The following is a 17649-nucleotide window of genomic DNA, read 5'->3' on the forward strand; positions in this document are numbered from 1 at the left end:
AATTGCTAAAGAAAACGCGAAATAGAGAGGAAAATTCCCGCGTGACCGCCGATAAAGCCCCCGACCGCCAAGCCCCGGAGAGAATCGCCGCCGACAGGCTCGCGGCCATTCTTGCGCATTTCGAACGGGCCGGCTTCACGCGCCACGAGCCCCGGCTTCTGCAGCCCGCTGGCGTTTTTCTCGATCGGTCGGGCGAAGATTTTCGCGGTCATCTCTATCTGACGACCAACGCCTCCGGCGCCGAGCTCTGCCTGCGGCCCGAATATACGATCCCCGTCTGCCTCGATTATCTGGCGACGTCGCAAGCGGGAGAGGCCGCCGCCTTCGCCTATGGCGGCTCGATCTTCCGCGCGCCTTTGCATGGGGCGTCGGGCGAAGGAGAATTTCTGCAAGCCGGCATAGAGAGCTTCGGCCGCGACGATCGCGAGGCTGCCGACGCCGAAATTCTCGGCGCCGCGCTGGACGCCGCCGCCGCTGGCGGAGCCAAAGGGCTTTCGGTGCGCATCGGCGACGCGGGGCTGGTGTCGGCCTTTCTCGACGGGCTCGACCTGCCGCCCGTGTGGCGCCGACGCGTCGAATCGGGCCATGCCCGCGCCCAGTCGATCGCCGAAATTTTCACGCCGCCCAACCGCCGCGGCGCCGAGCAGTCGGGCGTGCTCGCCGCGCTCGCCAAGGTCGACCCTGCCGACGCCCGCCGGCTGGTGGAAGACCTCCTCGCCATCGCCGGCATCACGCCGGTCGGCGGCCGCAGCGCCGCGGAGATCGCCGAGCGCTTCCTAGATCAGGCGACGCTCACCGAGGGCGCCGGCGTCTCCGCCGAGAAGCGCGCTTTGGCGGAGGCCTTCTTCGCCATAGAGGGCGCGCCGGACATCGCTTCCGCGGCCCTGCGCAAGCTTGCCGAGGACGCGAAACTGGACCTCACGGCGGCGCTCGATTCCTTTGACACCCGTGCGAGCTTCATCGCCGCCCGCGGCTTGAACCTCGACGACATGGTCTTCTCCGCGAGCTTCGCCCGTCACCTCGACTATTACTCGGGCTTCGTTTTCGAAGCGCGACGCGAGGACGAGAGCGCGCCCGTCATTGGCGGCGGCCGCTACGACCGGCTTTTGAAGACGCTCGGCGCCAAGGCCGATATTCCGGCCGTGGGCGCCGCCATCTGGATCGATAGAATAGCCGGCGCCGCGCGCGCGGGAGACGCGGCATGACGCAGAAGCTCATCGTGGCGACGCCCTCCAAGGGCCGCCTGCAGGAAAACGCCAACGCCTTCTTCGCCCGCGCCGGCCTGGAACTGACGCAGGGACGCGGCGCCCGCGATTATCGCGGCGCCATCGCCGGCCTCGACGGCGTCGAGGTGGCTTATCTCTCGGCCTCCGAGATCACCGGCCGCCTCGCGCGCGGCGACGTCCATTTCGGCATTACCGGCGAAGACCTCGTGCGCGAGGAGATTGCCGATCCCGACAGCAAAGTGGAGCTGCTGGCGCCGCTGGGCTTCGGCCACGCCAATGTCGTCGTCGCGGTTCCGCAGGCCTGGATCGACGTGCGCGCCACGGCCGATCTCGCGGACATCGCCGACAGCTTCCGCGCGCGCCATGGCCGCGGCCTGCGCGTCGCGACGAAATATCTCAACACCACGCGCCGCTTCTTCGCCCAGCATAGCGTCGGCGACTATCGCATCGTGGAAAGCTCCGGCGCCACTGAAGGCGCCCCCGCCGCCGGCTCGGCCGATCTCATCGTGGACATCACCACCACCGGCGCGACGCTCGCCGCCAATGCGCTGAAGATTCTCGACGACGGCGTGATCCTGCGCTCGCAGGCCAATCTCGTGGCGTCGCTCTCGGCGCCCTGGAGCGAAACGGCGAAGGAGGCCGCGCGCGTCATTCTCTCGCGCATTGCGGCGGAAGAGGAAGCGCGGACGACGCGTGAGGTGCGGGCGGCGGTCGCGCTCAACGATGCGGCTTTGAGCGAGGCGCAGGCCAGTTTCGGCGCCACGCTGCGCGAGCGTAATGGCGACACGGCGACCTTCGCCTGTCCGACGAAGCAGGTCGCGGCCCTCGCGGACTGGCTGATCGGCAAGGGCGCCCAGAGCGTGACGAGCGCCAAGCTCGATTATGTCTTCAAAGCCGGCAATGCGCTGTGGGGAAGACTGGCTGGTCGACTGTAGGACGGGCGGTCATACCATTTCCGTTTGAACAGCTCGCATGGGGACTTGTCATTCCCGGCGGGCTGAAAGCCCGACCGGGAATCCAGAGCCACAAAAGCGCTGGTTCTGCCCAGAGCCCGTCATTGCGAGCGAAGCGAAGCAATCCAGGGCGGCGATGCGGTCCTGGATCGCTTCGTCGGCTCCGCCTCCTTGCAATGACGGCGCTGAGTGGGCGAGGGAGGGGATAAGATTGTGATAGCCGGACCTACCGCTATCCGTCGGCCAGCTCGATTCCGTTGAACTCGCACCACGCCCGCAGAGCGTTTTCTTCCGCTTTCGCTTCGAACGCATACCATTGATCGAGCGCGCCCCGTCGCTCCAACAGTCCCTTGAAGCGAGCGTAAGCGCCCTTTTTGCCGAAAAACTGTCGGACATCCTCGAAATCATCGGCCAGGAATTCGCGAGCGAAGTCCAATACGAGGGGCTTGCCGAGATCGAGTTCCCGCTTGTCCGGTATCTGGAGGAACTTTTCGCTGTCGCCAACATCGTCTGGCAATTCGTCCAGATCATCGACGAGCTCGGAGTGGAAATAAATTTTGCCGCTCTTCTTACATAAAAATGCTTCGTGTTCACCTGCCCCAACGGACACGAATTCGAAGGCGTCCTGTAAGTCTCTAAAGCTGACGCGCAAAGCTTCCTCTCGTATCCAGCGCACCCACCGTACCGTTGTTTAAGCTCGTGGGCAATTCTCAACTGGCGGGATTGATCAGCCTAATGCGTCTGCGTCAACAGCAAATAAGCCGCGACCGGATTGGTCGTCAGATAGCGCTTGAACAGCCGCCGCGGCTCTAGCTTCAGCCGAAACGCCCATTCGAGGCCGATGAGCTGCATCCATTTCGGCGCGCGCTTCTTGGCGCCGGCGACAAAGTCGAACAGGCCGCCGGAGGTCTTGATCATCTTCACATTTTTCAGCCGATGCGCGTAGTCGCGCACGAATTGCTGTTCGAGCGGCACGCCCATGGCCAGCCAGAGAATATCCGGCGCGAGCGCGTTGATCTCGTCGAGCTTGGCTTCGAGCGCCGCGCCTTTCAGGAACCCATGCGATCTGCCGACGATATTGAGGCGCGGCGCGATGCGCCTGGTCGCTTCATAGGCGGCGCGATTGACCTCCTCGGACGCGCCGAGGAGATAGAAGCTCGCGCCGGTATCCTGCGCCAGGCGCGCGACGAGCGGATAGAGGTCCGTCGTGGCGACGCGCTCCGGCAACGGCTTCTTCTGTGAAAAGAGCTTGGAGGCCACGACGAGCGGCTGGCCGTCGGCGGCGATCGAGTCGGCGCAGTCGATCAACTTCGCAAATTCCCGGTCGAAGAAGCGGCGCGCAAGCACTTCGCCGTTGACGGAGGTCAAGTAATAAGGACCTTCCTTGCGGGCGGGCGCGCGTGCGAGGTCCAACATCAATTGCGCTGTCGCCATGAGATCCAGGCAAGCCACCGAACAGCCGCCCACAACCGTCGCACCGATGTTCTGGATACCCACGGAACAATCCTCGTTTCGCGTCTCGACTTTAGAAACCTACGCGAAGTCCGAGGAAAATCAGCAAGTAGCTGGGAACGCCCTGAACTGGATGCTTATGCGATGCTCGAAATTCAATTAACGAACGCTAACGATTTTGGATAAGCCAGTGAAAGCCAAGACTTGGCGTTATACAGGCTTGCCGGGCGGGATGGGGTCCGTCTCCAGAAGCGCGAACAGCAGATGGTCGCGCCACTGGCCGTTGATGTTCAGATAGGACCGGGCGTAGCCCTCATGTTTGAAGCCGACGCGCTCCAGGAGCCGCTTGGAGGGCTCATTCGTCGGCAAGCACGCGGCCTCGATGCGATGCAGGCCCTGTTTCTCGAAAATATAGGCGCAGGAGGCGCGCACGGCGCGAGTCATATAGCCCTTGCCGGCGTAGGGCTCGCCCATCCAATAGCCGAGCGTCGCCGCCTGAGAGACACCGCGTCGCACATGGCCGAAGGAGAGCCCGCCCAGCAAAACGTCGTCCTCCTCGCGGAAAACAAAAAAGGAATAGGCCTCGTCGCGGGCCATCTCCTCCGCATGGCGGCGGACCCGATAGCGAAAGCTCGCGCGCGTGAGATCGTCGACGGGCCAGATCGGCTCCCAGGGCGTGAGGAAGGTGCGGCTCCGCTCACGCAGCGACGACCACTCCAGATAGTCGCGCATCTCGGAAGGCCGCAGATAGACCCCCTCGCCTCTGATGGGCATGTCGCGACGGCCAAGAACGCCAAAAAGAGCCATGGAGGTCAAGCTCGCGCCGCGCGGGCGCGCTCCGCAATGAAGCTGGCAATGCGCGCTTCGTCATTTTCCAGGATGGTGAAGCGCTCGGGTCCTTCGAGCCGCGCGGCAATCGATTCGGGGAGAAGCGGGCGCTTGCCGATGGCGCGTTCGATCGCCTCGGGAAATTTCGCCGGATGAGCAGTCGAGAGTGCGATGACGGGCGTCGCAGGGTCTTGCGCCAGCCGCGCCCGCGCAGCCCGCACGCCGGTCGCCGTATGTGGATCGAGCACATAGCCGGCGTCCCGCCAGCTCCGCGCGATCTCATCGGTCGTCTCGGCTTCGCCGACGGACGTCGCGTCGAACTCGGCGCGAATGGCGGCGAGCGCGGCGGCGGGGATGTCGAAAGCGCCGGATTGCTCGAGCGAGGCGAAGGCGGCGCGAATGGCCGCGTGGTCGCGCCCGGTGGCGTCGAACAGCAGACGCTCGAAATTCGACGAGACTTGAATGTCCATCGAGGGCGATTGCGTCGGGGTCACGCCGCGCGGCTCATAGCGCCCGGTCGCAATCGCGCGGGCGAGAATGTCGTTGGCGTTGGTGGCGACGATCAGGCGCTCGATCGGCAGGCCCATATGTTTGGCGATATAGCCCGCGAGCACGTCGCCGAAATTTCCCGTCGGAACGGCGAAGGAAACACGCCGATGCGGCGCGCCGATGGAGACGGCGCTGGTGAAATAGTAGACCATCTGCGCGACGACGCGCGCCCAATTGATGGAGTTCACGCCGGCGAGGCTGACGCGTTCACGAAACGGCTGGTTGCGGAAAAGACGCTTGAGAATGTTCTGCGCGTCGTCGAACGTGCCCTCCAGCGCGATCGTGTGAATATTTTCATCCGCGACGCAGGTCATCTGCTTGCGCTGCACGTCCGAGACGCGGCCGTGCGGATAGAGGATGAAAACATCGACGCGCGGCAGGCCGCGAAAAGCTTCAATCGCCGCAGCGCCCGTATCGCCCGAGGTGGCGCCGACGATTGTGGCGCGCAGATTTCGTTTCTCCAGCACGTCATTCATCATGCGGCCGAGAAGCTGCATGGCCAGATCCTTGAACGCGAGGGTCGGGCCGTGGAAAAGCTCCAGCACGAATAGATTGTCGGCAATCTGGGTCAGCGGCGCGATGGCGCGATGCCGGAAGGTGGCGTAGGCCGCCTTTGTCTGCTCGCGGAGCGCTTCGCGCGCTGCTTCCTCCGTCAGAAACGGCGCGATCAATTGGGCTGCGGTGTCGGCGTAGGATTGCCCCGCAAGCGCCGCAATGTCCTTGGGCGCGACATGCGGATAGGCCAATGGCGTGTAGAGGCCGCCGTCCGTTGCGAGGCCGGCGAGCAAAACGTCGTCGAAAGCAAGCTGCGCGGCTTCACCACGCGTCGAAAGGTAGCGCAATTTCAGATCCATTCCGCAGGCGACGCGACGCGTCACGCATCAACGCCTTTTCATACCATATCCACGCGGGCCGCAAGGCTCGTCGCCTCTTTAAGCGGCGCCGCGCAGCCGCCCGCGCGCATATAGGACGAAAATGATCAGCAGCGCGGCGGCGAGTGAGAACCAGGTAAAGGCGTAGGAGAGGTGATTATTCACGAATTCTGGCGCGGCCGCGACGAGGCGCGGGAAGCCGTTCGGGCCGGCGCTCTGCGGGCTGGTCAGGGCCAGCGTGAAGGGAGCCGCGCCGCCGACGCCGAGCGCGGCGGCGATCGCCGCCGGGTCGCGCGTATACCAGATCGCGCGGCTGGGGGCGTCCGCCGGGGTGAAGGGGTTTCGCGTTTGCGGCGCCCGCAGCAGACCGGCAATCTCAGTCTCGCCCGCGGGCGGCGCGCGACCTTCGGCGTCTTCGATCTTGGAGGCGGGGGTAAATCCGCGCTCGATAAGAACAACGCCGCCCGCCGAGATCGCGAAGGGCGTCACGACCATATAGCCGGGCTCGAGGCCAAAGCCCTCGGGCGGCTTCATGAAGATCAAGGCGTCGCGGCCAGCGAGGTAATGTCCGCGCGCAAGCGCATGGGTGAATTCATAATCGGCGGGCGACAATGTCGCCCAGGCCCCCTGCGGTGGAAGCGCCTTGGGGGCGAGATGCGCACGCGTCTCCACACGCGCGATCAGCGCCTCTTTTTCCCCAAGGCGCCGGACCTGCCAGACGCCGAGGCTGGCGAGCAGCGCACAGGCCAGCGCTGTTGCGACTGCGGGCCAGAGCAGCGCCCGCGCGCCCGCTGTCATGATTCGCGCTGACCCTCTTCGGCCTTGTTGAAATATTGGAGCGCGATCAACAGGCCCTTTGCCGGCCGCAGCAGGCCGATACAAACAATTGCCGAGAACGGCAGGAAGATCAGCGCATGCACCCAATAGGGCGGCTGATAAACGACTTCGATGTACCAGGCGAGGCCGACGATGAGAAAGCCTGCGATCATCATCACGAAAATGGCCGGTCCGTCGCCGGTGTCGGCGAAGGAGAAATCGAGCCCGCAGACCTCGCATTTGGGCGCGACCTGCAGCAGACCTTTGATCATATGGCCCTTGCTGCAGCGGGGGCACCTGCCGAGCAGACCGTCGATATAGACTCGCGCCGGCGGGTAAATCTGCTCTTCAGCCATTTTCATCTCGCTTCCATAAGAAAACGGCCACGGCGGCGCCGTGACCGTCAATTTCAGCAATGAGGCGGGCGCGGGATACGCGCCGCGCGATTACTCCATCGCGCCGCCCCAGTTCCCCCACACATATATGCAGCAGAACAGGAACAACCAGACCACGTCGACGAAGTGCCAATACCAGGCGGCGAACTCGAAGCCGAGGTGCTGACCCGACGTGAAATGCCCCTTGAAAGCGCGCGCCAGGCAGACAGTCAGGAAGATCGTGCCGACGATGACGTGGAAACCATGGAAGCCGGTCGCCATGAAGAAGGTCGAGCCGTAATTGGTCGCCGCCGGATGCGCCGGATCGAAGGAGAAGGCGAATGGGGCGTGCGCATATTCGTAGCCCTGGATCAGGCTGAAGAGCAGGCCCAGGCCGATCGTCGCCATCAAGCCCTTCTTGAGCTGATCGCGGTTGTCGTGCAGCAGGCCGTGATGCGCCCAGGTCAGCGTCACGCCGGAGGTCAGCAGGATGACCGTGTTGAGCAGCGGCAGCTTCCAGGGGCTCAGCACTTCGACGCCTTGCGGCGGCCAAACGCCATGGAACAACTCGGTGCGCGTCACCTGCCAGATGTCGCCGGGGAAGATGCTGGAATTGAAGAAGGCCCAGAACCAGGCGACGAAGAACATCACCTCGGAGAGGATGAACAGGATCATCCCGTAGCGGTGATGAAGCTGGACGACCGGCGTGTGATGGCCTTCGACCTGCGCTTCGCGAACAACGTCGCTCCACCAGGCGTACATGACAGCGAGAATCAGCGCGAAGCCGATGAAGAAGAGCACGCCGCCCCAGGTCTGGCCGTAGATCGGCGCGCCCTTGTGCTGCGCCATCCACATGATGGCGCCGATGGCCGTGAAGAGCGCTGAAAACGCGCCGGCGATCGGCCACGGACTCGGATCGACAAGATGATAGTCATGCTGCGGTTTGGCGTGTCCGTCGGCCATTTCTTCTTTTCCTCGTCATTCGCCGGTCGCCCGGCGTGTTCCAGGTTGAAATCCCCCCGGCGCCGCCGGCGGTCAGGACTTGGGCTTCTGCCCGGCTTCGGCGCTGGTTTTGGGTGTCGCCGGCGCTTTGGTCGGGAAGAAGGAATAGGAAAGCGTGATCTCCTCGACGCGGCGCATCGTCTCTTCCTTCTCGAGCGCGGGGTCGAGATAGAAGACGACGGGCCACTCGGCGGTCTCGCCGGGGCCGAGCCTTTGTTCGTCGAAGCAGAAACAGGCGACCTTCACGAAGAATGCGCCGGCCTGATCGGGACTGACGTTATAGGCCGCCTGTCCACGCGTCTCCTTATCGGAGAGGTTCGTGGCCTTGTAATAGACGGTCGTTGTCTCGCCGGTGCGCAGCGAAATTTTGGGGACCTCAGGCTCGAAACGCCAGGGTAGCTCGCGGGACACATTGGCGTCGAAGCGGACGGCCAGCGAACGGCTACCCTGCTCCGTCGAATTCGCTTTGGCGACCTGCGGCGTGCCGCCGAATCCGGTCGCGGCGCAGAAGGCCCGATAGAGCGGGACGGAAGCGAACGACAGCCCAAGCATGCCCAAAGAGCCGACGACAAGCGCCGCGGCGATCGCGCCGGGTCTTTTGGGCGTCTTGTGGGCGGGCTCGGACATGTCAGATATGCCGATTGGCGACGGCGCCGCCGAGCTTGACGAGGGTCAGCGCGTAGAACAGCACCGCCAGCAAGGCGACAGTCACGGCGATGGCGATATTGCGGGCGCGACGGCTACGCGCCTGCTCCGGGGTGAGGACGACGCCCTCTTCGATATTCGGGTTGTGCTCGACGTTCATCTCGTCTCCCTTCAGATAATGCCGGCGATCGTCAGCAGGCGCTCGCCGACGATGATCAGGAACAGCAGGAAGAGATAGGAGATCGAGAAAAAGAACAGCTTCATCGCGGCCCGGCGGGCAATGTCGCCCTCGCGCCTGCGATAGACCTGAACAGCGAGCCAAGCGAGATAGAGGCCCGCTGCAATCGCAACGGCGCCATAGACAGCGCCGGCGAAGCCCAGCGCCCAGGGGACGGCGCCCAAGGGCGCCAGCACGAGCGAATAGACGAGGATCTCGAGACGCGTGCGATCGGCGCCGAGCGCATTCGGCATCATCGGCACGCCGGCGCGGCTGTAATCGTCATGCTTCACCAGCGCCAACGCCCAGAAGTGAGGGGGCGTCCAGACGAAGATGACGGCGAAGAGGACGATGCTGGCGAGGCTGATGTCGCCCGTTGCGGCGGCGTAGCCGACGATGGGCGGCAGGGCGCCCGCAGCGCCCCCAATCACGATGTTCTGCGGCGTCGAACGCTTCAGCCACATCGTATAGATGACGACATAGAAAAAGATGGTGAAGGCCAGAAGCGAGGCGGCGAGCCAGTTCGTCGCAAACCCCAGCGTGAACACCGACAGCATCGACAGCACGAGGCCGAAGGCCAGGGCCGATTCGGGCTCCATGCGGCCCGCGGGAATCGGGCGGCGCGCCGTGCGCGTCATGATCGCGTCGATGTCGGCGTCGTACCACATATTGAGCGCCCCGGAGGCGCCGGCCCCCACGGCGATGGAGAGAAGCGCAGCGAAAGCGACGAGCGGATGCGGCGGAACTGGCGCGATGAGAATGCCGGCGAGCGCGGTCAGCACAACGAGCGACATGACGCGCGGCTTCAGGAGCTGGAAATAATCCGAAGGCGCGGCGACCGGAAGTTGCGGAACGCTGCGCGCCGCTTCGGCGCCGTCGAGATAAGAAGCGTCGCTCATCGCTTGGTTCGCTCTTGATCGGATAAAACGCGAGCTAGGTCGTCTCTTGGGATAACTGGCGCGGCCGAAGAGCCGCGCCAGTCTAGTGGTGGATTACTGGTGGCCCGGGCCGGAGATGCGCGGCAGGACCTCGAACTGATGGAACGGCGGCGGCGACGGCAGCGTCCACTCCAGCGTCGTGGCGCCCACGCCCCACGGATTGGCGCCCGCTTCACGCTTCTTCGCAAAGGCCTCGTAGACCGCATAGAAGAAGATCAGCATGCTCAGACCGCCGATGAACGCGCCCACCGAGGAGATGTAGTTCCAGAGCGCGAAAGCGTCCGGATAGTCGATGTAGCGGCGCGGCATGCCGGCGAGGCCGAGGAAATGCTGCGGGAAGAAGGTCATGTTGATGCCGATGAAGAGCACGATGAAGTGCGCCTTCGAGAGCGTCTCATTGTAGAGATAGCCCGTCATCTTCGGGAACCAGTAATAGAAGCCCGCGAAGACGGCGAACACCGCGCCCAGCGACATGGTGTAGTGGAAGTGCGCCACCACGAAATAGGTCTCGTGGAGCTGGCGGTCGGCCGAGGCGTTCGCGAGAACGACGCCGGTGACGCCGCCCATGGTGAACACGAAGATGAAGCCGATGGCCCAGATCATCGGCGCGCGGAAGCTGATCGAGCCGCCCCACATCGTCGCGATCCAGGAGAAGATCTTGATGCCGGTCGGCACCGCGATCACCATCGTGGCGAAGACGAAGTAACGCTGGGCGTTCAGCGACAGGCCGACCGTATACATGTGGTGCGCCCACACGATGCAGCCGAGGAAGCCGATGGCGACCATGGCGTAGGCCATGCCGAGATAACCGAAGACCGGCTTCTTGGAGAAGGTCGACACGATGTGGCTGATGAGACCGAAGGCCGGCAGGATCAGCACATAGACTTCCGGATGGCCGAAGAACCAGAACAGATGCTGGAACAGCAGCGGATCGCCGCCGCCGGCCGGATCGTAGAACATGGTGCCGAAGTTGCGGTCCGTCAGCAACATGGTGATCGCGCCGGCGAGAACCGGGAGCGTGAGCACCAGCAGGAAGGCCGTGACCAGCATGGCCCAGGCGAACAGCGGCATCTTGTGCAGCGTCATGCCGGGCGCGCGCATGTTGAAGATCGTGGTGATGAAGTTGATCGAGCCCAGGATCGACGACGCGCCCGCAAGATGCAGCGACAGGATGACGAAATCCATCGCCGGACCGGGATGGCCGGTGTTCGACGAGAGCGGCGGATAGAACACCCAGCCGCCGCCGAAGCCGAGCATGCCCGGCGCGCCTTCGACGAACATCGAGAGCACCAGAAGGATCAGCGAAACGGCGAGGAACCAGAAGGAGATGTTGTTGAGGCGCGGGAACGCCATATCCGGCGCGCCAATCATGATCGGCACGAACCAGTTGGCGTAGCCGCCCATCAGCGCCGGCATGACCATGAAGAAGATCATGAGCACGCCATGGGCGGTGATGAACACATTGTAGAGGTTCTTCGCCGGATCGAGGCCCATCGACGGATCGGCGCCATTGATCAGCTTGGCGAGGCCCGGGAACACATTGATGCCCGGATACATCAGCTCGGCGCGAATGCCCATCGACATGAGCAGACCCACGAGCCCGCCGATGACGGCGAGGATCAGATAGAGGGTGCCAATGTCTTTGTGGTTGGTGGAGAAGAGAAAGCGGCGCAGGCCTCTCGGATGGTCATGCGCTCCGGCAGTCGAACTCGCCATCGTTTGTTCCTCGATGTCTTATGTTGTCTTGCGTCTGATTCAGCGAGCCTGCTCGCTCGAGGCGATGCGGGTGCGCGACTCGGCCGCCGCGAATTTCTTCTTGGCCTCGACCAGCCACTCCTCGTACTTCTCGCGGCTGACGACGCGGATCGCCATCGGCATGAAGGCGTGGTCCTTGCCGCAAATCTTCGAGCACTGGCCGTAATAGACGCCTTCCTTCTCGGCCCGGAACCAAGTCTCGTTGAGACGGCCCGGCACCGCGTCCATGCGAACGCCGAACGCCGGAATAACGAAGGAATGAATGACGTCCGCCGCGGTGATCTGCAGCTTCACGACCTCATTGACAGGAACATAGGCTTCATTGTCCACGGCGAGGAGGCGCGGCTCGCCTTCCTTCAGCTCGTTCTCCGGCTTCATGAGCTGGTCGAAACCGAAGCCGCCGCCCTGATCCTCGGGATATTTGTAGGACCAGTACCACTGATTGCCAGTCACCTTTATGGTGATCTTCGACTCGGGGATTTCGACCTGATGCGCGAGAATGCGGAAGGACGGAATGGCGATGAAGACCAGAATGAGGATCGGCAGCAGCGTCCAGGCGATCTCGAGGCCCGTGTGATGGGTCAGCTTCGACGGCACCGGGTTCGCCTGCTCGTTGTAGCGCCAGGAGACGTAAAGCAGCAGACCGAGCACCGCGAGGGCGATGAAGGTGATGACCGGCAGAAGGATGCCGTTATAGAAAAACTGCGTCTCGTGACCGACGTCGGTAACCGTCGCCGGGAGGCCGATGCCGCCCGGCGTGGGCTGCCCCTCGACTTGAGCATAGGCGAAGCCTGCAAAGAGGACGACCGGAAGCGCAACTAGCGCAGCGAGCGCTCCCCCAGACATGAATTTTCGATTGCCCTTGGACATGCAGGTCGCCTTTCGCACCTTATTCGTCAGCCAGATTCGATGTTTTTCATGCAATTTTCGGACGCGCTTCCGCCGCCAGAAGCTCTCGCCCGACCCGGCCCGGTTCAACCACAAACGGCAGCCTCGCGCAATTACTGCGACGCCACATTTTAAATGACAAAACGTCGCGCTAACCGCAAAAGCCGCGAGGATTTCGCGTCTGCTTGACAGGACGGGTCCATTTGCTAGGCAACGGCGGCTCTCATCGCGGTTCGCCGCTATGCGGCCGAGATTGGATCCCAGGATCGGCGAAGAAGAGCAATTGCTGCTGGAGCCACCATGAATCCTTTGCGCGCCGCGTCACACATGGCCCCATATCTGACCCCGTTGCGACAATCAGTCGCAGGTCTTGCCGGAATTCTCCTGACAATCGGCTGTGTCGACGCGGCGCAAGCGCAAGGCGTCGTGAAATCCAAATTCGGCGATTGGGAGATTCGGTGCGAGACGCCCGTGGGCGCCGCCTCCGAGCAGTGCGCCTTGATTCAGAGCGTCGTCGCCGAGGACAAAAGCAACGTCAATCTGGTCGTCATCGTCCTGAAAACCAGCGACGGAAAGAGTCGTTTGCTGAGAGTGATCGCGCCGCTCGGGGTTCTGCTGCCGAATGGCCTCGGTCTCAAAATCGACGAAACCGACATCGGTCGCGCCGGATTTGTCAAATGTCTGCCAACGGGTTGCGTCGCAGAAGTCGTCATGGACGACAAGCTGATCGATCAGCTCAAAAATGGTAAGACTGCGACCTTCATCATCCATCAGGTTCCAGAAGAGGGAATCGGGCTTCCGCTGACGCTCCAGGGCTTCAAAGAAGGCTTCGCAAAGCTTCCATAGGGATGGGCGCGTTATATGAAAGCTGGCTTTACGGGTTTCGGAGCGCTGGCCGTCGCCGCGGGGCTCTCCACATTTGGCGCGGCGGCATTTGATCTTCCCAAGGTTGGCGTCCCCGAGTGGTTCGGGGGCGGCGCGAATGGCGAGTCCCTGGCCCCGGGGGCCACGGCCGATTGTCCTGTCATCGTCAATGAGGATGGATCGCAGATGATTCGTTCGCCTGCCGGCGCCGATTCGGCGGCCGTGCATCATCAGCTATCAATCAAATCGACCGCGCGGGAATGCATCGTCGAAGGCGATCATCTGACGATCAGGGTTGGGGTCGAGGGCGACGCTATGCTGGGCCCTGTCGGCGCCGCTGGTTCTTATGGCGGCGTGGTCCGCGTGGCGCTGCGCCGAACCAAGGACGATTCGGTCGTATCGTCGAAGACCTACCGGGTGAACGCAACCATTCCATCGGGCGCAGCGCGCGCAGATTTCCGATTTCTTGCCGATCCGCTCATCGCGCCGACGGTCGCGAAGGCGCAGGAGGATTACGAAATCCTCGTCGGCTTCACAGACGGCGCCGCCGCCGGCGAGGCCCCGGCCCATAAAAAGAAAAAGGGCCGGCGCTAAAAGCGCCGGCCCTTCAAAAAACTTTTTCTTCTCTTGTAGAGCGCTCGATCAGTTCGAAACGTAGCGCGCTGGCTCGGCGAGCGACTTCACGTCATTGATGCCCGCCATGACGAAGTCCTTGCCAGCGGCGCCGCTGGCGAGGACGCGCTCGGCGACCTTCACGGCGGCGTCAGCGGCGGCGGCGCGCACTTCGGCGGCGGCCTGCGCTTCCGCCTGAGCGATCTTCTGCTCGACCTGCTTCACGCTGCGCGCCGTGAATTCTTCGATGCGGCGCTTGCCTTCGGCGGCGATCAGCTCGGCTTCTTCCTTCGCCGCCGCGACGATCGCCTTGGCTTCGGCCTCAGCTTCCTCGCGCTTCTTTTCGAAGGACGCCAGCAGCGTCTCGGCCTCCGAGCGCAGACGCTCGGCCTCGGCGAGCTCAGCCTTGATGCGGTTGATGCGCGCGTCGATCAGCGCGGCGAATTTCGAATGAGCGCCGACCCAGAGCAGCACGAGCACGAAGATCGTGAAGCCGACGGCGACGTAGAATTCCGCGTCGAAATGCATGGAACGCGTCTCCTCAGTTCACGGATTTGTATTCGGCGGCAAGGCGGGCGCGATCCGCCGGCGCGCCGGTCAGCTTCTCGACGATCGAAGCGGCGGCGTCGAGCGCGATGGCTTCGACATTGGCGAGCGCGGCAGATTTGGCGGCGGCGATACGCTCCTCGGCGGCGCGAATCTTTTCGCCGGCGTCCGATTCGGCGCGCGTGCGCTGCGCAGCCGTCTCATTGGCGATCTTCTGCTGGGCTTCGCGGCCGATGGCCTGGGCCTCTTCGCGACGCAGGCGCAGATTTTCGTCATTGGCGGCGGCGGCGGCCTGCGCCCTGGCCTGCATCTCGCGCGAGGCGTCGAGATCGGAGACGATCTTCTGCTCGCGATTCTCGATGATGCCGCCGACGCGCGGCAGCGCGATGCGCGACATGAGAATGTAGAGGAAGCCGAAGATCAGGACGAGCCAAACGAGCTGCGGCGCGAAATTCTCGGTCTGGAAGGGCGGAAAGCCGCCTTCGTGATGGGCTTCGCCGCCCGTCGCGCCCACCGACTCATGCGTCGCGTGGGTTTCCTGCTCGGCCTCGGCGGCGTGGGCGGAAGAGATGATCGCCATGGACATGATCCAAAGTCTTCGACGCGGCGCGCGCTTTGGACGCGGTGCGCCTCTACGGGGCGTAAGACGCGAGGCGCGCAATGAGAGCGCGCCTCGCAAAGAGATCAGGAAAGCCTTAGGCCTTCAGATACAGCAGCAGCGCGATAACGAAGGCGAAGATGCCCAGGCCTTCTGCGAGCGCCGCGCCGATGATGGCGTTGGTGAACTGGGAAGCGGCCGCCGACGGATTGCGCAGAGCGCCGTTGACGAAATTGCCGAAGATGATGCCGACGCCGATCGCCGCAGCGCCGGTGCCGATCGCGGCGAGACCCGCGCCAACCAGTTGCATTTCGGTAGCCATAATACTCTCCTGTTTCTATGGACCAGCGTTTATTGTTGGATGTTTATCAGTGGCCCGGATGGATCGCGTCGTTGAGATAGACGCAAGTGAGGACGCTGAAGACGAAGGCCTGCAGACAGGCGACAAGCAGCTCCAGCGCATAGAGCGCGACGATGGCGAGCAGCGGCACCGGCGCGAGCGCCTGATAGACGCCGCCGGCCGCAAGCAGCAGCACGACAAAGCCGCCGAACACCGCGAGCGTCACGTGGCCCGCGAGGATGTTGGCGAAAAGACGAATGGAGAGCGACACCGGGCGCGACAGGAAGGAGATCACCTCGATCGGCACGAGGATGACCAGAACCGGCAGCGGCACGCCATGCGGCACGAAGAGGTTCAGGAAGCCGAAGCCGTGGCGATAGAAGCCGTAGGCGGTCACCAGCGAGATGACCAGTAGCGCGAAGGCGCCCGTCACGACGATCTGGCTCGTCACCGAATAGGTGTAGGGGATGAGCCCGATCAAATTGGAGATGAGGATGAAGGAAAAGAGCGAGAAGACGAAGGGGAAGAACTTCATCCCCTCCTTGCCCGCCGTCGAGCGCACCGTGTTGGCGACGAACTCATAGAGCATCTCCGCCAGCGCCTGGAAGCGGCCCGGCACGATCGCCTTGCGCGAGGTGGCGAGGAGCATCAGGAACACCACGCCGAGCGCGGCGAGCAGCATGTAGAGCGAGGCGTTGGTGAAGGAGGTTTCGACGCCCGCCATCTGATGCGGGAAGTAGCGGTGCAGTTCGAATTGTTCGATCGGATTCGGCGCGGCCGCTGCTTCTGTGCTCATCGTCTCTGCCCGGGCGTCTCCGCCCGGCCCTCGATTGATCGCGCGACAACCGCGCCCTAGGTCTCGTCCCGATCGCGACGGCGTTAAGCCTGCGGCTTCGCCACGCGATAAATGTTCCAAAAGCCAGCCGCTATGCCGAGACCGAGTAAGACGATCATCAGCCAGGGCTTGGTCCCGAGCCATTCGTCGACTTTCCAGCCGACCAGCCCGCCAACCAGTACTGCCCCCACGAATTCGGAAAACGCATTGAGCCCGACGCTCAACGCCCGCGACAGGCCCCTTCTCTCGGGCGGCGGCGCCTCTTTGGCGAGCTGCTCTTCCTCGCGCTGACGCAGCGCCGCGTTGAGCTTCTCGAGCCGCGCGTTGAGCGCGTCCATTTCGGCGTCCCGCTTGTCGTCTTCGTTCATCGGCTCTCTCCGTCGCGCCGCAATGGCGCGCAAAATTGAACCATGGCCGAGGGCGGCTTGTTCGGGGGAATTATCCGGTTCCGGGAGCGGCTTGATCGAAAAAGCCCGGCCTTTCGGCCGTCCCCTTTCGAGCCGCGCGCAACATATTGACGGGCCACGGTGAAGTCAAGGCGGCGCGGATTTACCCAAGTAGATTGAAACAAAAGGGAAAACACCGGAATAAGACAATTCGCCCCGGCTGAAAGTTTGTGCATTTGCGAAGGGAAAAAGGGGGCCTGAGAGTTGGAGGCGCTCTCGGAGCATTCGCAGCCAACGTCGGCGGCAGGCCAGATGTCATTCGAAGGCGGTCTCGAAATCCTGCCCGCCGTAAAATACGCCTTCGATGAGCAGGGCGTCCTCGCCAACAACAAAGGCGACCGTCACGCGTCGCTCGAAGCCAATCGTGCGTAACCCGGGCAGGAGGTCATCGCGCTTACGACCGCGTTGCGGAAAAGTCGCGAGTCCAAGGCAGTAATTGACGAGCCGCTCGGCATAGGCGTCTGCTGTTTTTTCGCCGGCAGCCTCGCAAATCCAGGCATGTAGGGAATCGAGTTGGCGCTCTGCGAGAGGCGTAAAAATAACCGGCGCGTCGCGCTTCATTTCACAGCGGCGCGGCGAGCCTTGATCCTCTCCAGCACAGCTTGCGCCGGGACGCCTTTCGAGGGGTCGGAAAGATATTCCTCATGGCCCCTGACCACCTCGTCGCGCAGCCATTTTTCAAGCGCGGCCTCACGCTCCAAGAGCGCAACGACGCCTTCGCGCATCACCTCGCTTGCCGAAGCGTAAGCTCCCGACTTCACTTTTGCGTCCACGAAATCCGCCAACTCCTGCGGAAGCGAGACGCTGAACAATTGCGCGCTTCTCATTGGCCTGCGTCCGATGCCTAAGGGTCAAATATAGCAAGTCGCGAGCTCAATTCCTATGGAGTCTGA

23 protein-coding genes are annotated in these 17649 nt (G+C 63.3%); 4 read left to right on the top strand and 19 right to left on the bottom strand.

Annotated elements, in window-relative coordinates; genetic code table 11:
• The first annotated feature begins 41 nt into the window (after positions 1 to 41).
• Positions 42 to 1205, top strand: a complete 1164-nt coding sequence (locus JJT62_RS11945; RefSeq protein ID WP_370568534.1) for an ATP phosphoribosyltransferase regulatory subunit — start codon at positions 42 to 44, stop codon at positions 1203 to 1205.
• Complete coding sequence (gene hisG, locus JJT62_RS11950) at positions 1202 to 2161, top strand: ATP phosphoribosyltransferase (protein ID WP_202072986.1); 960 nt, start codon at positions 1202 to 1204, stop codon at positions 2159 to 2161. The genes JJT62_RS11945 and hisG overlap by 4 nt, the downstream gene beginning before the upstream one ends.
• A 250-nt stretch (positions 2162 to 2411) precedes the next feature.
• Here the strand turns inward: hisG and JJT62_RS11955 are convergent, their stop codons facing one another.
• The 12 genes from JJT62_RS11955 to coxB form a co-directional block, all read right to left on the bottom strand.
• Positions 2412 to 2831 carry a hypothetical protein gene (locus JJT62_RS11955; RefSeq protein WP_202072987.1) on the bottom strand — a complete coding sequence of 140 codons (420 nt, stop codon included), beginning with the start codon at positions 2829 to 2831 and terminating at the stop codon, positions 2412 to 2414.
• An 80-nt stretch (positions 2832 to 2911) separates the two neighbouring features.
• On the bottom strand, positions 2912 to 3676 hold the full coding sequence (locus JJT62_RS11960) for a WecB/TagA/CpsF family glycosyltransferase (protein WP_202072988.1): 765 nt from the start codon (positions 3674 to 3676) through the stop codon (positions 2912 to 2914).
• Positions 3677 to 3841: 165 nt separating this feature from the next.
• Positions 3842 to 4438: a GNAT family N-acetyltransferase gene (locus tag JJT62_RS11965; protein ID WP_202072989.1), complete on the bottom strand. Its 597-nt coding sequence runs from the start codon at positions 4436 to 4438 to the stop codon at positions 3842 to 3844.
• A gap of 5 nt (positions 4439 to 4443) precedes the next feature.
• Complete coding sequence (thrC, locus tag JJT62_RS11970; RefSeq protein WP_202073107.1) at positions 4444 to 5850, bottom strand: threonine synthase; 1407 nt, start codon at positions 5848 to 5850, stop codon at positions 4444 to 4446.
• 90 nt (positions 5851 to 5940) lie between these two features.
• Positions 5941 to 6678 (bottom strand): SURF1 family protein, encoded by a 738-nt coding sequence (locus JJT62_RS11975; protein WP_202072990.1) that lies wholly within the window; start codon positions 6676 to 6678, stop codon positions 5941 to 5943.
• Positions 6675 to 7052, bottom strand: coding sequence for a DUF983 domain-containing protein (locus JJT62_RS11980; protein ID WP_202072991.1), 378 nt, complete (start codon positions 7050 to 7052; stop codon positions 6675 to 6677). Before JJT62_RS11980 ends, JJT62_RS11975 begins: the two co-directional genes overlap by 4 nt.
• 90 nt (positions 7053 to 7142) lie before the next feature.
• A complete protein-coding gene (locus JJT62_RS11985) occupies positions 7143 to 8033 on the bottom strand; it encodes a cytochrome c oxidase subunit 3 (RefSeq protein ID WP_202072992.1) in 891 nt (296 codons plus the stop codon).
• Between the two features lie 72 nt (positions 8034 to 8105).
• Positions 8106 to 8699, bottom strand: coding sequence for a cytochrome c oxidase assembly protein (locus JJT62_RS11990; RefSeq protein ID WP_202072993.1), 594 nt, complete (start codon positions 8697 to 8699; stop codon positions 8106 to 8108).
• Between the two features lies 1 nt (position 8700).
• Positions 8701 to 8877 (bottom strand): hypothetical protein, encoded by a 177-nt coding sequence (locus JJT62_RS11995; RefSeq protein ID WP_202072994.1) that lies wholly within the window; start codon positions 8875 to 8877, stop codon positions 8701 to 8703.
• A gap of 11 nt (positions 8878 to 8888) precedes the next feature.
• Positions 8889 to 9833: a heme o synthase gene (locus tag JJT62_RS12000; protein WP_202072995.1), complete on the bottom strand. Its 945-nt coding sequence runs from the start codon at positions 9831 to 9833 to the stop codon at positions 8889 to 8891.
• Positions 9834 to 9926: 93 nt separating this feature from the next.
• A complete protein-coding gene (gene ctaD / locus JJT62_RS12005) occupies positions 9927 to 11588 on the bottom strand; it encodes a cytochrome c oxidase subunit I (RefSeq protein WP_202072996.1) in 1662 nt (553 codons plus the stop codon).
• Positions 11589 to 11627: 39 nt separating this feature from the next.
• Positions 11628 to 12473, bottom strand: coding sequence for a cytochrome c oxidase subunit II (coxB, locus tag JJT62_RS12010; protein ID WP_246744848.1), 846 nt, complete (start codon positions 12471 to 12473; stop codon positions 11628 to 11630).
• A 342-nt stretch (positions 12474 to 12815) separates the two neighbouring features.
• On the opposite strand from coxB, the gene JJT62_RS12015 reads away from it, so the two are divergent.
• Complete coding sequence (locus JJT62_RS12015) at positions 12816 to 13361, top strand: invasion associated locus B family protein (RefSeq protein ID WP_246744849.1); 546 nt, start codon at positions 12816 to 12818, stop codon at positions 13359 to 13361.
• A 15-nt stretch (positions 13362 to 13376) separates the two neighbouring features.
• Positions 13377 to 13973: a hypothetical protein gene (locus JJT62_RS12020; RefSeq protein ID WP_202072998.1), complete on the top strand. Its 597-nt coding sequence runs from the start codon at positions 13377 to 13379 to the stop codon at positions 13971 to 13973.
• Between the two features lie 48 nt (positions 13974 to 14021).
• On the opposite strand, the gene JJT62_RS12025 is transcribed toward JJT62_RS12020, so the two are convergent.
• The 7 genes from JJT62_RS12025 to JJT62_RS12055 form a co-directional block, all read right to left on the bottom strand.
• Positions 14022 to 14519, bottom strand: coding sequence for an ATP F0F1 synthase subunit B (locus JJT62_RS12025; RefSeq protein ID WP_202072999.1), 498 nt, complete (start codon positions 14517 to 14519; stop codon positions 14022 to 14024).
• Positions 14520 to 14532: 13 nt separating this feature from the next.
• On the bottom strand, positions 14533 to 15117 hold the full coding sequence (locus JJT62_RS12030) for an ATPase (protein ID WP_202073000.1): 585 nt from the start codon (positions 15115 to 15117) through the stop codon (positions 14533 to 14535).
• Between the two features lie 115 nt (positions 15118 to 15232).
• Positions 15233 to 15457, bottom strand: a complete 225-nt coding sequence (locus JJT62_RS12035; RefSeq protein ID WP_016920243.1) for a F0F1 ATP synthase subunit C — start codon at positions 15455 to 15457, stop codon at positions 15233 to 15235.
• Positions 15458 to 15503: 46 nt separating this feature from the next.
• Positions 15504 to 16271, bottom strand: a complete 768-nt coding sequence (locus JJT62_RS12040) for a F0F1 ATP synthase subunit A (protein ID WP_202073001.1) — start codon at positions 16269 to 16271, stop codon at positions 15504 to 15506.
• A gap of 83 nt (positions 16272 to 16354) precedes the next feature.
• On the bottom strand, positions 16355 to 16678 hold the full coding sequence (locus JJT62_RS12045; RefSeq protein ID WP_202073002.1) for an AtpZ/AtpI family protein: 324 nt from the start codon (positions 16676 to 16678) through the stop codon (positions 16355 to 16357).
• 333 nt (positions 16679 to 17011) lie between these two features.
• Positions 17012 to 17317 (bottom strand): type II toxin-antitoxin system RelE/ParE family toxin, encoded by a 306-nt coding sequence (locus JJT62_RS12050; protein ID WP_202073003.1) that lies wholly within the window; start codon positions 17315 to 17317, stop codon positions 17012 to 17014.
• On the bottom strand, positions 17314 to 17583 hold the full coding sequence (locus JJT62_RS12055; protein WP_202073004.1) for a type II toxin-antitoxin system ParD family antitoxin: 270 nt from the start codon (positions 17581 to 17583) through the stop codon (positions 17314 to 17316). Before JJT62_RS12055 ends, JJT62_RS12050 begins: the two co-directional genes overlap by 4 nt.
• Between the last annotated feature and the right edge of the window lie 66 nt (positions 17584 to 17649).

Origin of the sequence: Methylocystis sp. Sn-Cys (assembly GCF_016745395.1) — a bacterium.
In the GTDB taxonomy this organism is placed as follows: domain Bacteria; phylum Pseudomonadota; class Alphaproteobacteria; order Rhizobiales; family Beijerinckiaceae; genus Methylocystis; species Methylocystis iwaonis.

What these genes read in the sequence shown, in the direction of transcription:
- JJT62_RS11965 (WP_202072989.1), bottom strand. Translation starts at nt 4,438, where the DNA reads ATGGCTCTTTTTGGCGTTCTTGGCCGTCGCGACATGCCCATCAGAGGC.
- JJT62_RS12035 (WP_016920243.1), bottom strand. Translation starts at nt 15,457, where the DNA reads ATGGCTACCGAAATGCAACTGGTTGGCGCGGGTCTCGCCGCGATCGGC.
- JJT62_RS11995 (WP_202072994.1), bottom strand. Translation starts at nt 8,877, where the DNA reads ATGAACGTCGAGCACAACCCGAATATCGAAGAGGGCGTCGTCCTCACC.
- JJT62_RS12045 (WP_202073002.1), bottom strand. Translation starts at nt 16,678, where the DNA reads ATGAACGAAGACGACAAGCGGGACGCCGAAATGGACGCGCTCAACGCG.
- JJT62_RS12050 (WP_202073003.1), bottom strand. Translation starts at nt 17,317, where the DNA reads ATGAAGCGCGACGCGCCGGTTATTTTTACGCCTCTCGCAGAGCGCCAA.
- JJT62_RS11990 (WP_202072993.1), bottom strand. Translation starts at nt 8,699, where the DNA reads ATGTCCGAGCCCGCCCACAAGACGCCCAAAAGACCCGGCGCGATCGCC.
- JJT62_RS12020 (WP_202072998.1), top strand. Translation starts at nt 13,377, where the DNA reads ATGAAAGCTGGCTTTACGGGTTTCGGAGCGCTGGCCGTCGCCGCGGGG.
- hisG (WP_202072986.1), top strand. Translation starts at nt 1,202, where the DNA reads ATGACGCAGAAGCTCATCGTGGCGACGCCCTCCAAGGGCCGCCTGCAG.
- JJT62_RS12000 (WP_202072995.1), bottom strand. Translation starts at nt 9,833, where the DNA reads ATGAGCGACGCTTCTTATCTCGACGGCGCCGAAGCGGCGCGCAGCGTT.
- JJT62_RS12025 (WP_202072999.1), bottom strand. Translation starts at nt 14,519, where the DNA reads ATGCATTTCGACGCGGAATTCTACGTCGCCGTCGGCTTCACGATCTTC.
- JJT62_RS12055 (WP_202073004.1), bottom strand. Translation starts at nt 17,583, where the DNA reads ATGAGAAGCGCGCAATTGTTCAGCGTCTCGCTTCCGCAGGAGTTGGCG.
- JJT62_RS12030 (WP_202073000.1), bottom strand. Translation starts at nt 15,117, where the DNA reads ATGGCGATCATCTCTTCCGCCCACGCCGCCGAGGCCGAGCAGGAAACC.
- JJT62_RS11980 (WP_202072991.1), bottom strand. Translation starts at nt 7,052, where the DNA reads ATGGCTGAAGAGCAGATTTACCCGCCGGCGCGAGTCTATATCGACGGT.
- JJT62_RS11985 (WP_202072992.1), bottom strand. Translation starts at nt 8,033, where the DNA reads ATGGCCGACGGACACGCCAAACCGCAGCATGACTATCATCTTGTCGAT.
- JJT62_RS12040 (WP_202073001.1), bottom strand. Translation starts at nt 16,271, where the DNA reads ATGAGCACAGAAGCAGCGGCCGCGCCGAATCCGATCGAACAATTCGAA.
- JJT62_RS12015 (WP_246744849.1), top strand. Translation starts at nt 12,816, where the DNA reads ATGAATCCTTTGCGCGCCGCGTCACACATGGCCCCATATCTGACCCCG.
- JJT62_RS11975 (WP_202072990.1), bottom strand. Translation starts at nt 6,678, where the DNA reads ATGACAGCGGGCGCGCGGGCGCTGCTCTGGCCCGCAGTCGCAACAGCG.
- ctaD (WP_202072996.1), bottom strand. Translation starts at nt 11,588, where the DNA reads ATGGCGAGTTCGACTGCCGGAGCGCATGACCATCCGAGAGGCCTGCGC.
- coxB (WP_246744848.1), bottom strand. Translation starts at nt 12,473, where the DNA reads ATGTCTGGGGGAGCGCTCGCTGCGCTAGTTGCGCTTCCGGTCGTCCTC.